We start from the raw sequence: 15241 nt of genomic DNA on the forward strand, positions 1-15241 counted from the left end.
GGCCCTTTCGCTCAGGGCGATTCCGCTCTGAGCGTGCGACTGTTCCCATGCCGCCCACCCTCTGTGCAGGGTGGGCGGCATGAAGCTTCTACTGCTGGGTGGGACGGAGTTCGTCGGTCGGGCCGTGGCCGAGGACGCGGTGGCGAGAGGGTGGGAGGTGACGGTCTTCCACCGGGGGACGCACGCTCCGCCGGAGGGGGTGGCCGAGGTCCGGCACGGGGACCGGACGGCCGGGGGCGGGCTCGCGGCGCTCGCCGAGGGGGAGTGGGACGCCGTGGTGGACACCTGGTCCGGCGCTCCGTCTGCGGTGCGCGAGAGCGCCCGCCTGCTGGCCGGCCGGGTCGGCCGGTATGCGTACGTGTCCAGCCGCTCGGTGTACGCCTACCCGGCCCCGGCCGGCGCGGACGAGACCGCACCGGTGGTCGACGGTTCGCCCGACGACGGCGGTGACGTGGCGTACCCGCAGGCCAAGCGGGGCGGCGAGCTGGCGGTGCTGGACGCGTTCGGCGACCGGGCCCTGCTGGTGCGGGCCGGACTGATCCTCGGCCCGTACGAGAACATCGGCCGGCTGCCCTGGTGGCTCGGCCGGATCGCCCGCGGCGGCCCGGTGCTGGCCCCCGGGCCGCGCGACCTCGCCGTGCAGTACATCGACGCCCGCGACCTCGCGGCCTGGACGCTGGACGCCCTGGCGGCCGGCCTCGGCGGTCCGTACGACCTGGTCGGCCCCAGGGGGCACGCGACCATGGGCGAGCTGCTGGAGGCCTGTGTGGCGGCCACCGGCGCGGACGCCGAGCTGCGCTGGACGGAGCCCGCGCCGATCCTGGCGGCCGGCGTCGAGCCGTGGAGCCACCTGCCGGTCTGGATCCCGCCGGGCGAGCTGTACGACACCATGCACGGCTCCGACGTCGCCAAGGCGGTCGCGGCCGGGCTGCGCTGCCGCCCGGTGGCGGAGACCGTCGCCGACACCTGGGCCTGGCTGACCGCGATCGGCGGCACCGCGCCGCAGCGCCCGGACCGGCCGAAGGTGGGGCTGGACCCGGAGCTGGAGGCGAAGGTGCTGGCGGGCTGAGCGGGCCGCCGGTGACCGGACCGGCCGGGGCGGCCCGCCCGGCCGGTCGCCCCGGCCCGGTGCCTGCCCGGTGCCGGGCAGGCACCGGTTCAGCTCCGGCCGTCGATCAGCTCGCCGTACGCCTGGACCAGGTCGGGCAGCCGGAGGGTGGCCAGGTCCTCGCGGCCGGGCGGTTCGCGCAGCATGGTGAGCCGCAGGTCCCGGTAGGCGCAGGACTTCTCGTACAGGGTGCGGATGAACCGGCCGTTGCCCAGCTCGTCGATCCAGCCCTCGCGGACCACGTGGGTGCAGATCGAGGCCAGCTCCTCGGTGGCGTCCTCGTCCCAGCCGTCCCCGTCCCGCCCGGCGAGCGCCGAGCCGATCGCGGTCAGCTCGCCGGGGCGGTAGCTGGGGAAGTCGACCCGGGTGGTGAAGCGGGAGTTGAGGCCGGGGTTGGTGGCGAGCAGCCGGTTCATGCCCTCGGGGTAGCCGGCCAGGATCACCACCAGCCGGTCACGGTTGTCCTCGGCGCGCTTGAGCAGGACCTGGAGCGCCTCGTCGCCGTACGCGTCGCCCTTGCTGTAGCCGGAGTTGGAGAGGCTGTACGCCTCGTCGATGAAGAGCACGCCGTCCAGCGCGGAGTCGATCAGCTCGTTCGCCTTGACCGCGGTCTGTCCGAGGAACTCGCCGACCAGGTCGGCCCGTTGGGCCTCGACCAGGTGGTCGCCGGAGAGCAGCCCGAGGGCGTGGAAGACCCGGCCGAGGATCCGGGCCACGGTGGTCTTGCCGGTGCCGGAGGGGCCGGAGAAGACGAAGTGGCGCTTGGGCGGCTGGACCGGCAGGCCCTGCTCGGCGCGGAGCCTGGCCATCCGCAGCTGTGCGGAGAGGGCCCGGACCTGCCGCTTGACCGGCTCCAGACCGACCATCTGCGACAGTTCGGCCAGGGCCGCGTCCAAGTCGCCCCGGTCGTCCTCGCGTTCGACCGTGGTGAAGGCGTTCGCGGTGCGGGGGAGTGCCTCGCCCCGGGCCGGGGCGGGAGCGGCCGGGGCCGGCTGCGGAGCGGCCGAAGAACCGGAGCGCCCGCCGCCCGCCGTGGACCCGGGCCCGCTGCCGGGTCTGTTGTCGGTGCCGGTCCCCGCGGTGGCGGGCGCGGCCGGCGCCGCGGGGTAGGGCTCGGCGTCCGGGCCGGGAACATCCGCAACCGAACCGCCGGGGCCGTCGGGACCGGTGAGGGCCGGCCCCGGCCCCTCCGCGCCGACACCCGCCAGGTTCGGACTCCCGCCGGCGAGGCCGTCGCCGCCGAGCCCCTCGACGCCGGGACCGCCCGGGCCGGGAGCCTCCGCGCCGACCGGATCCGGTCCGAAGGCCCCGTAGCCGACGGGGTCGAGCCCCGTCGCGTCCAGCGCGTCCGGCGCCTCCACGGAGCCCGGCGAACCCAGGGGGCCCAGGGGGTCCAGGGGGTCCAGCCCGTCCTCCGGGCCGCCCGCGCGGCCCGTCTCGCGGCCGAGCCCGCCCGCTGCGCCGGATTCCAGCAGCGCGTCGGCGACGCCGTCCTCCGCCGAGATCGCGGTGAGCCGGGCCGCGGTGTCCATGAACGCGGGATCGGCCCGGTGGACGGCCCGGTAGAGCGGTAACGCGGCCGCGCTGCGCCCGGCGCCCTCGTACGAGCGGGCCAGCCAGTACCGCAGCTCCTTGCGCTGCGGCTGCTCGGAGCGGCAGCGGGCGAGCGAGGCGGCGAGCGGCCCCTGGGCCTGCGCGCACATGTCCAGCCGGACCCGCGCCATGCCGGCGAAGAGTCCGGCCTCGATGCCGAGCAGCGGGTCGTCCAGCAGCCGGTCGGTGTCCCTGATCAGCTGCTCCCAGTCCTTCAGGAGGTAGGACCGGCAGGCGTGCAGGAACCGGGCGCACGGGTCGTCGTCGGGGTCCGGGCACTGTTCCAGGGCCTGGTCCAGCTCGGTGAGGTGACGCCCGTCGAGCCAGTGCGAGGCGTGGGCGAGCGCCAGGTCCCGGGTGTTCTCCAGGACCGGCTGCACCCACCAGCCGAGCCAGTACCAGGAGCTGAGCGGCCGGCCGTGCCGGCGGCGTTGTTCACCGAACCGCTTCTGGTGGCGGTACATGGCGAGCAGCGCGCCGGAGGTGTCGCTGCGCAGCGCGTGCAGGCCGAGCCAGGCGTCGGCCATGCCGGGGTCCAGTCGCACGGCGGCGCGGAACTCCTCCTCGGCCCGGGAGTACGCGCCGGCCGTGTAGGCGTCCATGGCACGGAGCCAGGCACGGTCGGCGAGCCGGTCCGGCGCCGTGCCGCCCGCGTTGTTGCTGTCGGAACTCTCCACCGTCGTCACTCACGCCCCCCGCGGTGTGGCTCGGGGCTCGGCCGGCGGGGCGATGTGCGGAGCCGGCCGGTGGTCGTCAACCCCCGGGGCGCATATGCGCCTGCCAGGAATCGTACCGGCGCGGCGCTGATCCGGAAGGGTGCCGCACGATGTCAAATGCGATCGGGGGTGCGGCCGTTGGACGGTGGCCGGGACCGGGGGAGGAATGACGGACGGCACCCCCGGCTCACGGGGGAACAAGCCGGGGATGCCGGGTCCGAGGTTGCGGATTCAACGAACCCGGCAACGTGGGAGAACCTAATTCCTGGAGATACCGCAGGTCAAGCGCTTGTTGAAGGTTCACCGAACGTGCTCGGCGCGATCCGTCCGGTCACTCCGTCGACCAGGTTTCCGGCGAACGGCCGGCTCGGGTCGTCGGCGAAATGTGCGGTTTCGGCCGACGCCCAGCCCTCCCAGAACTCGGCCAGTCCGGGCCCGTCCCGCTCCTCGCCGCGCCGCCGGGCCGACGCGGCGTCCAGTTCCATCCAGATCAGCCGGCTCAGCCACGGCCGCACCGCGCGCCGCCCGGCGCCGACCCCCTCGATCAGGACCACCGGCGCGAGCGGCACCGCGGCGGTGCGGGCGAACCGGCGCAGCGTCCAGTCGTAGATCTCGTACGCGGCGTCCCGCCCGGCCGCCAGCGGCTCCAGCACCTGCGTGCGCAGGCGCCCGGTCCAGCCGAACGGTTCGGCGTGGGTGGCCAGGTCGTCCAGGTGGACCACCGGCGCCCCGCCCAGCGCCGCCGCCAGCCGGTCCGTGAACGTGGTCTTGCCCGAACCCGCGTGGCCGTCCACCGAGACCAGCCGCACGGGCCCGCAGGAGGGCGGCAGCGCCCGCAGCCCGGCGGCCAGGCCGGCCAGGTCCGGAGCGGGCGCGCGGGGCCCCTCTACAGGGGGAGCGGGGGTCTCGGAACAAGCCACAACGTCAACCCTACGGGGGGCCGTGCGCCGATACGGACAGTGAGGGAAAGCAGGTCGTGACGGCAGCGCCGTGATCGGGCATACTCACTTCGCCACGTATGTGAACGGCCGTTCACCGCAATCCGGTGCCGGTCGGGCCGACCTGCCACACCCCGCGCGGGGCCCACCACTCCCGGGGCCCGGTGCCAGATCGAGGAGGCGACCAGCCGCTATGACCCCCTCCCCTGCGAAAGCCGTGGACCGCCAGCTGCCGAGCGAGGAGGCCCGCGAGCTCCTGAGCCTGACCCGGGACCTCGTCCAGCGCGAGCTGCAGCCGCGCGCCGCCGAGGACGAGGCCGTCGGCCGCTTCCCGCGCGAGGTCTTCCGCACGCTCGGCGAGGCCGGCCTGCTCTCCCTCCCGTACGACGAGAAGCACGGCGGCGGCGAGCAGCCCTACGAGGTCTACCTCCAGGTGCTGGAGGAGCTGGCGGCCGGCTGGCTGGCCGTCGGCCTCGGCGTCAGCGTCCACACGCTCTCCTGCCACGCGCTCGCCACCTTCGGCAGCGACGAACAGCGCGACCGCTGGCTCCCGGGCATGCTCTCCGGCGAGCAGCTCGGCGCCTACTGCCTCTCCGAGCCGCAGTCCGGCTCCGACGCCGCCGCCCTGCGCACCCGCGCCGACCTGGACGGTGACGCGTACGTGGTCAGCGGCACCAAGGCGTGGATCACCCACGGCGGCCACGCCGACTTCTACAGCTCGCTGGTCCGGACCGGCGAGGAGGGCGCGCGCGGGATCAGCTGCCTGCTGGTGCCCGGTACCCAGCCCGGGCTGTCGGCGGCCCCGCCGGAGCACAAGATGGGCATGAAGTCCTCGCCGACCGCCCAACTGCACTTCGACGGCGCCCGGGTCCCCCGGGAGCGGCTGATCGGCAGTGAGGGCCAGGGCTTCCAGATCGCGCTCGCCGCGCTCGACTCCGGCCGCCTCGGCATCGCGGCCTGCGCGGTCGGCGTCGCCCAGGCCGCGCTCGACCAGGCCGTCGACTACGCGCGCACCCGCCGCCAGTTCGGCCGCCCGATCGCGGACTTCCAGGGCCTGTCGTTCCTGCTCGCCGACATGGCCACCCAGATCGAGGCCGGCCGGGCGCTCTACCTGGCCGCCGCCCGCAAGCGCGACGCCGGGCTGCCGTTCTCCAAGGAGGCGGCGATGGCCAAGCTGTTCTGCACCGACGCGGCGATGAAGGTGACCACGGACGCCGTGCAGGTGCTCGGCGGCTACGGCTACACGCAGGACTTCCCCACCGAGCGGTACATGCGCGAGGCCAAGGTGCTGCAGATCGTCGAGGGCACCAACCAGATCCAGCGCCTGGTGATCGGCCGCCACCTCACCAAGGGCTGAGCGGGGGCGGCCCGCGAACGGCCTCCGGGCGTCGCTCCAGGGTGCGGAGCGACGCCCGGAGGTGTCTCTTCCTCTGAGGTCCCGTCAACGACGTTCGGACCAGACGCCGTTCAGGATGCGGTGGTTCGGCGTACGGCCGCCCGGGGCGCGGTCGTTCAGCGCCGGGTCAGTCGGCTGCGCTGTTCGGGGATGGCCGGGGCGGGCTCCACCCGGACCGGGCGGTGCACCATCGCGTGGGAGAACGGCTGGGTGCGCCAGTCGAGTTCGGAGGGCAGGGCGAGCAGCGCCTCCAGGCCGGTCGGCTCCGCGTCCTCGGCGGCGTCCACCTCGGCCAGGTCGTCCGACGGCACGCCCGAACCCGGGCAGAGCGCGGGGGAGAAGGGGTGCCAGGCGGTCGGCAGGACGGCGTGCTGCGGGAGCCGCTCCTCGTCGCCCACCAGGGCGATCGGACGCCGGCACTCCGGGCAGTGCACCCGGAAGATCTCCCAGGTGTCGGCCTCGCCCGGGTCCACCCCGGGCGCGGCGTCGTAGGGGACCGCGAGGTCCTCGCGGTCGCTCGTATCGTGGGAGTCGTCCGCGCCCGTCGGGCGGTGGTCGGCTACGCGCATGGTGATCCCCCTCGGATCGGGCCCGGCGTGGTCGCCCGGGGCCACAACCAGCACTTCCCGCCCACGCGGACTCATAACCCTGCGGCCGGGCGCACTGTGATGCACCGGGTGTGTCGTCCGCCACATTCGCCCGGCATGTGCCCGTATGACACCCCGTGGCGCCCCGGGTGACTCCGCGTGCGCCCGCCCCGGCACCGCGTGCGCCCCCGAGGGGGTAGGTTTGCGCCTTGTGGAGGATCTCGACCAACGCATCGTCCAGCTGCTCCTCCAGGACGGCCGGATGAGCTACACGGACCTGGGCAAGGCGACCGGCCTGTCCACTTCGGCGGTGCACCAGCGCGTGCGCCGGCTGGAGCAGCGCGGCGTCATCCGCGGCTACACCGTCATCGTCGACCCGGACGCCGTCGACCTGGCCCTGACCGCGTTCATCTCGGTCAAACCGTTCGACCCCAGCTCCCCGGACGACACGCCCGAGCGGCTGGCCGGCCTGCCCGAGATCGAGGCCTGTCACAGCGTCGCCGGCGAGGAGAACTACATCCTCAAGGTCCGGGTCGGCGCCCCCGGTGACCTGGAGGACCTGCTGGCCCGCATCCGCAGCGCCGCCGGTGTCTCCACCCGTACCACCGTCGTGCTCTCGACCCCCTACGAGGCGCGCCCCCCGAAGCTCTGAGCGGGCTCCGGGGAGGTGCAGACTAGGCCGCATGACCGAACGCACCCTCCCTCCTGGCCCGCCCTCGGGCAGGAGGGGCCCACGAACCGTCCTGCTGCGCGGCGGCGCCGTCTACAGCCCCGCCGACCCCTTCGCCACCGCCATGCTCGTCGAGGGCGGGCACGTCGCCTGGGTCGGCAGCGACGGAGCCGCCGAGGCCTACGTGCAGACCGCCGACGAGATCGTCGAGCTGGACGGCGCCCTGGTCACCCCCGCCTTCGTCGACGCCCACGTGCACGCCACGTCCACCGGGCTGGCGCTCACCGGGCTCGACCTCACCGGCAGTGCCTCGCTGGCCGCGGCCCTCGACTCCCTCTCCGCCTTCGTGGACGCCCAGGACGTGCCCGGCGGCGTGCTCATCGGCCACGGCTGGGACGAGACCCGCTGGCCCGAGGGCCGCCCGCCCACGCTCGCCGAGCTGGACGCCGCCGCCCGGGGCGCGGCCGTCTACCTCTCCCGCACCGACGTGCACTCCGCCCTCGCCACCAGCGCGCTGCGCGAGCTCACCGAGGACCTCGCCGGCCGCCCCGGCCACCACGCCGACGGCCCGCTGACCCGCGACGCCCACCACGCCGTCCGGCAGACCGCGTTGGCCCGCCTCACCCCCGAGCAGCGCGCCCGTGCCCAGCGCGCCGCCCTGGCCCGCGCGGCCGAACTCGGCATCGGCGCGCTGCACGAGTGCGCCGGTCCGGAGATCTCCTCCGAGGAGGACCTCGCCGCCCTGCTCGCGCTGGCCGCCGGGGGCGAGGGCCCCGAGGTCTTCGGCTACTGGGGGGAGTTGGGGGAGCGCGGCGTGGAGACCGCCCGCCGGCTCGGCGCGGTCGGCGCCGGCGGCGACCTGTTCGTCGACGGCGCGATCGGCTCGCACACCGCCTGCCTGCACGCCAGTTACGCCGACGCCGACCACACCGGGACGTCGTACCTGACCGCCGAGCAGGTCGCCGACCACGTCGCGGCCTGCACCGCGGCCGGGCTCCAGGCCGGCTTCCACGCCATCGGCGACGCCGCGGTCGCCGCCGTGGTCGAGGGCGTCCGGACGGCCGGGGAGCGGGTCGGCGCCGGGCGGGTCCGGGCGCTGCGCCACCGGGTCGAGCACGCCGAGGCGCTGGACGACAAGACCGTCGCGGCCTTCGCCGAGCTGGGTCTCACCGCCTCCGTCCAGCCGGCCTTCGACGCCGCCTGGGGCGGCCCGGAGGGCATGTACGTCCAGCGGCTCGGCGCCGAGCGCGCCGCCGCGCTCAACCCCTTCGCGGCCCTGCTGCGGGTCGGCGTGCCGCTCGCCTTCGGCTCGGACGCCCCGGTCACCCCGCTCGACCCCTGGGGGGCGGTCCGGGCCGCCGCCTTCCACCGGACCCCGGAGCACCGGATCTCGGTCCGGGCCGCCTTCACCGCCCACACCCGGGGCGGCTGGCGCGCGATCGGCCGGGACCACGACGGCGTGCTCGTCCCCGGCGCCGTCGCCAGCTACGCGATCTGGGCCGCCGACGACCTGGTCGTCCAGGCGCCGGACTCCCGGGTGGCGGGCTGGTCCACCGACCCGCGCTCCGGCACCCCCGGTCTGCCCGACCTCACCCCGGGCCGTCCGCTGCCGGTCTGCCTGCGCACCGTGGTTCTCGGCCGCACGGTCTACCGCGCCGCCGAGTGAAAAGCGGATGATCGTGGCGCGGTGCGGCCCGTAGCGTGACCGGCATGACCGATCACACCACCGCACCCGCGTTCGTCCCCGCCGGCTTCACCGTGCCGCGCGAGCTGCGCGCCGAGGGGTTCCGCCTGGAGCCCCTCGGCGAGCAGCACAACGAGGCCGACCACGCCGCCTGGAGCGGCAGCATCGAACACATCCGTGCCACCCCCGGCTTCGGCCACGGCCACTGGCCCCCGGTCGAGGGCATGCCCCTCGACCGCAACCTCGCCGACCTGCGCCGGCACGCCGCCGACTTCGCCGCCCGCAGGGGCTTCACCTACACCGTCCGCGAGGTCCCCGGCGACGCCGTGATCGGCTGCGTCTACGTCTACCCGGACCGCGAGGAGCCGGCCGTGACCAAGGTCAGCTCCTGGGTCCGCGCCGACCGCGCCGAGCTGGACGCCCCGCTGTACCGCGCCGTGTCCGCCTGGCTCGACGCCGACTGGCCGCTCCGCGAGGTCCGCTACAGCCCGCGCTGAAGCGGTACGAAGCGACCCTCACCTCACGGTTCGGTGTCCTGACGGGGTACCTTCTTCGGACAGCGTCCGAACAGCCGTCCGTGTACCTCCGCGGCGGCACCGAGAGAGATGGTGCGACGGTGGCCATGCCCGTCCCCCCGGAGCGGTCCGGGACCGCATCCGAGACCCCAGACGGGACCCCTCGCGAAGGCCGGGCCGTCCGCGCGCTCGCCAAGGTCCGGGCCGGTCTGCCCCGCACCGCACTGGCCGTGCTCGCCGGGCTCCTGCTCGCCCTGGCCTTCCCGCCGTACGACCTCTGGCCGCTCTCGCTGCTCGGCGTCGCCGCGCTCTCCCTGCTCACCCGGGGCCGCACCGTGCGGCAGGGTGCCTGGACCGGCTTCGCCTTCGGACTGCCGTTCTTCCTGATGCTGCTCAGCTGGCTGCGGGTGATCGGCTGGGACGCCACCGTCGGCCTCTCGGTCGTCGAGGCGCTGTTCCTGGCCGCCCTCGGTGCCGGTCTCGCGGTCACCTCCCGGCTGCCCGTCTGGCCGCTCTGGGGCGCCTGCCTCTGGATCACCCAGGAGTGGGCCCGTGACCGGCTGCCGCTCGGCGGCTTCCCCTGGGGCCGGCTCGCCTTCGCCAACACCGCCACGCCCTTCACCCCGCTGGCGGCGCTCGGCGGCGCCCCGCTGGTGACCTTCGCGGTCGCCCTCTCCGGCACCCTGCTCGCCTGGGCCGTCCTGCGGCTGCCCGGCCGGGGCCGCGCCGGGCACCCGCGCCCGGCCGCCGCCGGGCTCCTCGGCGCCGTCGCCGTGATGCTCGCCGGCTTCCTCGTGCCCGTGCCGACCGCGCCCGCCGAGACCGTCAAGGTCGCCGTCATCCAGGGCAACGTACCGAACCCCGGCATGGACTTCCTCGGCCGCCCGATGATGGTCCTCAACAACCACGCCGCCGCCACCGAGAAGCTCGCCGCCGACATCGCGGCCGGCCGCGCCGAGAAGCCCGACCTCGTGATCTGGCCGGAGAACTCCTCCGACCTCGACCCCTTCAGCGACCCGCTCGCCTACCGGCGGATCGACGAGGCGGTGAAGGCCATCGGCGTGCCCACCCTGGTCGGCACCCTGGTCGACGGCCCGGACGAGCAGCACGTCCAGAACGAGGGCATCGTCTGGGACCCGAGGACCGGCCCCGGCGCCTCCTACACCAAGCAGCACCCGGTGCCGTTCGGCGAGTACGTGCCGTTCCGCGACCAGCTGTCCAAGGTGATCACCCGGCTCCAGCGGGTCGCCCGCGACTTCTACCCCGGTGACCACAACGGCGTCATGCAGCTCGGCCCGGCCCGGATCGGCGACGTCATCTGCTTCGAGGTGGCCTACGACGAGATCGTCCGCGACACCGTCGACCAGGGCGCCCGGGTGCTCGTCGTCCAGACCAACAACGCCACCTACGCCAGGACCGGCCAGCCCGAACAGCAGCTGGCGATGAGCCGACTGCGCGCGGTGGAGCACGGCCGGGCCGTGCTGATCGCCGCCACCAGCGGAATCAGCGCGGTGATCGCCCCGGACGGCACGGTCGTCCAGCGGACCGAGGAGCTGACCGCCGCCGAGCTGTCCGCCACCGTCCCGCTGCGCGACGGCACGACCGTCGCCGACCGTCTGGGCGCCGTGCCCGAGTGGACGCTCGCCCTGGCCGGCCTGCTGGCCTGCGGCGGGGCGGTACTGGTCACCCGTCGCCGGCGTCCGGAGGCCGGCGCGCGGACCGACGGAACACCGGCCGACGGGCGATCGTTGGAGCAGTTGGTGCCGTAGCCGGTTCGGACCTCCCGTGCGGCGCGCAGAGCACCGCTAGGAGTGGATTCGTACCGTGACCCAGCAAGCTACCCCCGCCCGTCCGGCGCCGCGCTCGAAGCTCCGGCGGGTGCTGCCGCTGGTGATCACCGCCTGGCTGGTCCTGGAGATCTGGCTGCTGGTCCAGGTGGGATCCTGGCTGGGCGGCCTGACCGTCGTCCTGCTGCTGATCGCCGGGGCGGTGATCGGCGGTTCGCTGATCAAGCGGGCCGGACTCAAGGCCCTGTCGGCGGCGATCGAGCAGAGCCGCGACCCGCAGTCGCAGCAGGCCCAGACCGGCACCAGCCTCACGGTGCTGGCGGGCCTGCTGCTCATCGTGCCGGGCTTCCTCTCGGACGCCCTGGCGCTCACCCTGCTGTTCCCGCCGACCCGGGTGCTCTGGCGGGCGGCCGGGCGCCGGCTCGCGGACAAGGCGCTGCGTTCGACCTCCTCGGTCGGCGCCGACCCGTTCGCGGACGCGATGCGGCTCCAGGAGCAGCTGCGCATCCACCGCCCGGACGGCAAGGTGATCCAGGGCGAGGTCGTGGAGCCGGGCAGCGGCCCGCGCGACGCGCAGGGCCCGGACACCGGCTACCGCCCGCCGATCAACGGCTGACCGGCTCGGCCGCACGGCCGCCGGAGGGCTCGCACGCCCCCGGCGGCCGTCGCCCCACCCCGGGGGCTCCCCGGGGAGCCCCCGAGGCGATTCCGGGCAGGATGCGGGCAACGCGAAAGGGACCCTGGAGGCCAGGGTCCCTTTTCGCGTGCTCCCGCCGGGCCGCGGGAGCGGGGTCAGGCGCTCTTGCGGGTGTCCCGCGGGTGCACCGCGAGGTTCATCCCGCCGGAGCGGAGCACGGCCAGCCGCTCGGCCAGCACCTCCTCCAGCTCCTCGCGCGTCCGGCGCTCCATCAGCATGTCCCAATGGGTACGCGTCGGCTTGGTCTTCTTCTCCTCAGGCTCGTCACCGTCGAGGAGTACCGCCTCCTGGCCGCAGAAGCGGCATTCCCACGCCGAGGGGATCTCCGCCTCGACCGAGAAAGGAACCTCGAATCGGTGTCCGTTCTGACATGCATACTCGACGGTCTGGCGCGGAGCCAGATCGATACCGCGGTCGGTCTCGTAGCTAGTGGCCCCGAGTCGCGTGCCGCGGAGAGCTCGCTCGCTCATGAATCGTGCCTCCCGGGCTTATGGCCCACAGGACTAGTGGTCGTTGTTCTTCGTCGTTCGGTCAACGCTCGGCTTCCGACGAAGATTCCCGTCCCGGGACATGCGTCGTCTGTCGTGCCGCCCCTGTTTGTACCCACCGGCGCCCGATTTGTCACATCTGGCCGGGGATATCACCCCAGGTGTCACCTATTTCACATCTGGTGATCGGTCGGCCTTTCCCGGACGAGCGTACCGGGGCGGGAACCGGCGGCCTGCGCCGCCCCTCCCGAAGCCCTCGCGTTCCGCCCGCCCGGCCGAGTGGGCCGGACCCGCCGGAGGGGCCCGGCGGCCCGGACCGAGCGGGTCAGGCGAGCGGGCGGAAGCGTAGCGCGGACGGCCCCTTGGCGAGGTCCACCCCGGCGCGCGGGTCCGCGTCGAGCTCCACCGGCACGGTCGGCGGACCGTCCGGGCGCGGCGGCGCCTCGACCGGGGCGGCGGCCTCGGTGCGGGTGTCGCGGTGCGGCAGCAGGGCGATCACCGCGTCCCGCAGCTGGGCGGGCGCGTCCTCGTCCAGCGGGTCGACGGTGGCCGGCACCTGGAGGCGGACCGGGGCGCCGGTGCCGATCCGGGCGTAGCCGCGCCCGGCGGGGGCGTGTGCGGCGGGCACGATGTCCAGCGGGGTGCCGAGCGCGGCGTGGCCCTCGGCGGGGCCGGTCGGGCCGAGCACCACGCGGGCCCGGGTGGTGGCCCGGACGCTCGGGGTGATCCGGTCCCGGGCCTCGACGTCGTCGGCGACGACGACGGTGACCCGGGCGGCCCGGCCGTGCCGCAGCGGCAGTTCCAGCAGGTCCTGCGGGTCGGGGCGGCCCTCGGCGTGGGCCAGTTCGCTCAGCTCGGTCGGGTGGTCGAGCAGCAGCCAGAGCGGGCGGACGACGTCCTCGGGCGGGGCGACGCCGGCGTGCCGGGCCGCGTTCAGGGCGCCGAGCCTGCGCTCGGTCTCCTGGGCCGTCCACTGCAGCGCGGCCAGCGCGCCGTGCAGGCTGGTCTCCACCGTGTGCACGCCGGGGCGGTTGACCAGGCAGGCGTGCTCGCCGGTGCCGGCGCCGTCGATCACCACCAGGTCGGCGTAGGGCAGCGCCTGCAGGGCGACCGAGCGGATCAGGCTGGAGGTGCCGTAGCCGCTCACGCCGAGGGCGAGCAGGTGGGGCTCGGCGGAGCGCGGCCCGGTGCGCCAGATCACCGGCGGCTGCTGGGTGACGGCGCCGCCCTGGTGGACCGGGATGGTCCGGGCGCTGCCGTCCCCGTCGGTGAAGCCGAGCACGATCTCGCCGGGCGCGGTCACGAACCGCTGGGCGGCGATGTCGGTGGGCAGCGGCGCCAGCGCGGCGATCCGCAGCTTGTTGGACTCCTCGTCCCAGTCGAAGCGGTACTCCCGGGCGCGGCCGGCCTTGCCCTGGACGACCTGCTCGATCCGGGCCCGGGCGGCCGGTTCGGTGTCGGTGAAGTAGGCGGGGTAGACCAGTTCCAGCCGGGAGAGCCGGCCCTCGCCGTCGAACTCCCAGCCGCCGAAGACGTCCTGGTAGCCGCCCTCGTGACGGTAGAGCGGGTTGAGGTCGTCCGGCCCCGACAGGTACGGGGTGAGGGCGGCGTAGAGCGCGCCGAGCTTGACGTCGGCGACGTCCGGCTCGGGCGGGCCGGGGGGTGTCCGGGGGCCCCGGCCGGCCCAGGCGGCGCTGGCCATCAGGGCCACCAGGGCGAACAGCAGGCCGTGCGGCAGCAGGTAGATCCCGAGCAGCATGGCGGCGACCAGGAACGCGGTGGGCCCGCGGCGTTCCTTGGGGGTGGCCTGCCAGCGGGCCTTGGCCCAGGCGACGTGGTGGCGCATGCCACGGCCGATGACGGTGAGCGGCGCGAACATGTCGGAGGCGTGGTCGCCGGCCGTGCGGACGAGGTCGCGGCCCTTGCTGAGCGGTAGGCGGTTGAGCGGCATTCCGGGCTCCCCGGGCGAATGGGACGGTCGGGCGGAACTGGGCTTGATCCAACGACGGGGCCCGGGGGCGGTGGGATCCGCGCCCGGGCCCGTACGGGGGAGTGGCGGGGTCGGACAAGCGCTAGAACTTGAGGCCGCCGAGCAGGCTGGCGAGGCTGGCGCCGCCTGCGGTGATGCTCGGTGCGATCGAGGAGCCGGCGATGTAGAAGCCGAGAAGGGCGCAGACGATGGCGTGGGAGACCTTTAGTCCGTCCCTGCGGAAGAAGAGAAAGGCGATGGTGCCGAACAGGACGATGCCGGAAATCGAGAGGATCACGTTCTGCTCCTCGGGGAGGGGGACAGGGGCAGTGTTACCGAAAGTGCCTTAATCGTGACAAAAAGTAATAGATGATGGAACGGTGCAAATGGGTGGTTTTCCCTGATGGTTCCGGTTCGTGACCCGGGGGGCGGTAGGCGGACCGGGCTCCGGGGAGCCGCGGGCCGCGCCGTTCCGGGGGCCGACACATTCCCGTCCGCGGGTCGGGAAGTTTCCGGGGGTCCCCGGAAGTTCGCTCGAACGGGCGCGCAACCTTCCGGCCCGCGTGCGGTACGCGCGGGAGCGGCGGCATCCGGGATCCGGAAGCGTGCTGGATCGCGTACGGGTCCGGCCGCTACGGTGCGACGGGCGCGACCACCGAACCGCAGGACGAGACGAGACCCCGAAAGAGGCCCGAGAGATGACCGACACCCCCGACGCCGACGTGATCGCGCTGGCCGGCAAGCTGTTCGACGCGGCCCGGGCCGGCGACACCGCGACCCTGGCGGCCTACGTCGACGCCGGAGCCCCGGCGGACCTCACCAACGACCGCGGTGACACGCTGCTGATGCTCGCCGCCTACCACGGCCACGCCACCGCCGTCACCGCCCTGCTGGAGCGCGGCGCCGACCCGAACCGGGCCAACGACCGGGGCCAGACCCCGCTCGCCGGCGCCGTCTTCAAGGGGGCCGACGACGTCCTCGCCGTGCTGCTCGGCGGCGGCGCCGACCCCTCCGCCGGCACCCCCTCGGCCGTCGACACCGCCCGGATGTTCGGCAAGGAGGAGCTGGTCGCCCGGTTCGAGGGTCGCTGAGC

At 74.7% G+C, this 15241-nt stretch carries 14 protein-coding genes; 8 read left to right on the forward strand and 6 right to left on the reverse strand.

Annotation, left to right across the window (positions count from 1 at the left end; all coding sequences use genetic code 11):
- Window positions 1–79 precede the first annotated feature (79 nt).
- On the forward strand, window positions 80–1069 hold the full coding sequence (locus tag PUR61_RS37805) for an NAD-dependent epimerase/dehydratase family protein (protein ID WP_329884211.1): 990 nt from the start codon (window positions 80–82) through the stop codon (window positions 1067–1069).
- A gap of 89 nt (window positions 1070–1158) precedes the next feature.
- On the opposite strand, the gene PUR61_RS37810 is transcribed toward PUR61_RS37805, so the two are convergent.
- Together PUR61_RS37810 and PUR61_RS37815 are read right to left on the reverse strand one after the other, a co-directional pair.
- A complete protein-coding gene (locus tag PUR61_RS37810; RefSeq protein ID WP_443035310.1) occupies window positions 1159–3303 on the reverse strand; it encodes an AAA family ATPase in 2145 nt (714 codons plus the stop codon).
- A 395-nt stretch (window positions 3304–3698) separates the two neighbouring features.
- Window positions 3699–4337 carry a uridine kinase family protein gene (locus PUR61_RS37815; RefSeq protein WP_443035309.1) on the reverse strand — a complete coding sequence of 213 codons (639 nt, stop codon included), beginning with the start codon at window positions 4335–4337 and terminating at the stop codon, window positions 3699–3701.
- A gap of 211 nt (window positions 4338–4548) precedes the next feature.
- Here PUR61_RS37815 and PUR61_RS37820 point away from each other — a divergent pair, with 211 nt between their 5' ends.
- The gene (locus PUR61_RS37820; protein WP_329884215.1) at window positions 4549–5712 is read left to right on the forward strand and encodes an acyl-CoA dehydrogenase family protein; all 1164 of its coding nucleotides are present in this window, start codon (window positions 4549–4551) and stop codon (window positions 5710–5712) included.
- A 155-nt stretch (window positions 5713–5867) separates the two neighbouring features.
- Here PUR61_RS37820 and PUR61_RS37825 read toward each other — a convergent pair whose 3' ends face one another.
- Window positions 5868–6320, reverse strand: coding sequence for a hypothetical protein (locus PUR61_RS37825; protein WP_329884217.1), 453 nt, complete (start codon window positions 6318–6320; stop codon window positions 5868–5870).
- A 229-nt stretch (window positions 6321–6549) separates the two neighbouring features.
- Between PUR61_RS37825 and PUR61_RS37830 the strand changes: the two genes are divergently transcribed.
- From PUR61_RS37830 to fxsA, 5 genes are all read left to right on the forward strand, one after another.
- Window positions 6550–6990, forward strand: a complete 441-nt coding sequence (locus PUR61_RS37830) for an Lrp/AsnC family transcriptional regulator (protein WP_329884219.1) — start codon at window positions 6550–6552, stop codon at window positions 6988–6990.
- 31 nt (window positions 6991–7021) lie between these two features.
- Complete coding sequence (locus PUR61_RS37835; protein WP_329884221.1) at window positions 7022–8674, forward strand: amidohydrolase; 1653 nt, start codon at window positions 7022–7024, stop codon at window positions 8672–8674.
- Between the two features lie 44 nt (window positions 8675–8718).
- Entirely contained in the window at window positions 8719–9189 is a 471-nt protein-coding gene (locus PUR61_RS37840; protein WP_329884223.1) for an N-acetyltransferase, read from the forward strand.
- 125 nt (window positions 9190–9314) lie between these two features.
- Complete coding sequence (gene lnt, locus PUR61_RS37845) at window positions 9315–10976, forward strand: apolipoprotein N-acyltransferase (RefSeq protein WP_329884225.1); 1662 nt, start codon at window positions 9315–9317, stop codon at window positions 10974–10976.
- 55 nt (window positions 10977–11031) lie between these two features.
- Complete coding sequence (gene fxsA / locus PUR61_RS37850) at window positions 11032–11610, forward strand: FxsA family membrane protein (RefSeq protein WP_329884228.1); 579 nt, start codon at window positions 11032–11034, stop codon at window positions 11608–11610.
- A gap of 176 nt (window positions 11611–11786) precedes the next feature.
- Here fxsA and PUR61_RS37855 read toward each other — a convergent pair whose 3' ends face one another.
- The 3 genes from PUR61_RS37855 to PUR61_RS37865 all read right to left on the reverse strand — a co-directional run bounded on the left by PUR61_RS37855 (window position 11787) and on the right by PUR61_RS37865 (window position 14446).
- On the reverse strand, window positions 11787–12161 hold the full coding sequence (locus PUR61_RS37855; protein WP_030396357.1) for an RNA polymerase-binding protein RbpA: 375 nt from the start codon (window positions 12159–12161) through the stop codon (window positions 11787–11789).
- Window positions 12162–12504: 343 nt separating this feature from the next.
- The gene (locus tag PUR61_RS37860; RefSeq protein WP_329884235.1) at window positions 12505–14130 is read right to left on the reverse strand and encodes a hypothetical protein; all 1626 of its coding nucleotides are present in this window, start codon (window positions 14128–14130) and stop codon (window positions 12505–12507) included.
- Between the two features lie 121 nt (window positions 14131–14251).
- Window positions 14252–14446 carry a hypothetical protein gene (locus tag PUR61_RS37865; protein ID WP_327674940.1) on the reverse strand — a complete coding sequence of 65 codons (195 nt, stop codon included), beginning with the start codon at window positions 14444–14446 and terminating at the stop codon, window positions 14252–14254.
- A 400-nt stretch (window positions 14447–14846) separates the two neighbouring features.
- Here PUR61_RS37865 and PUR61_RS37870 point away from each other — a divergent pair, with 400 nt between their 5' ends.
- Window positions 14847–15239, forward strand: a complete 393-nt coding sequence (locus tag PUR61_RS37870) for an ankyrin repeat domain-containing protein (RefSeq protein ID WP_329884239.1) — start codon at window positions 14847–14849, stop codon at window positions 15237–15239.
- Window positions 15240–15241: the final 2 nt, after the last annotated feature.

Origin of the sequence: Streptomyces sp. BE20, from assembly GCF_036322525.1 — a bacterium.
GTDB lineage: Bacteria > Actinomycetota > Actinomycetes > Streptomycetales > Streptomycetaceae > Kitasatospora.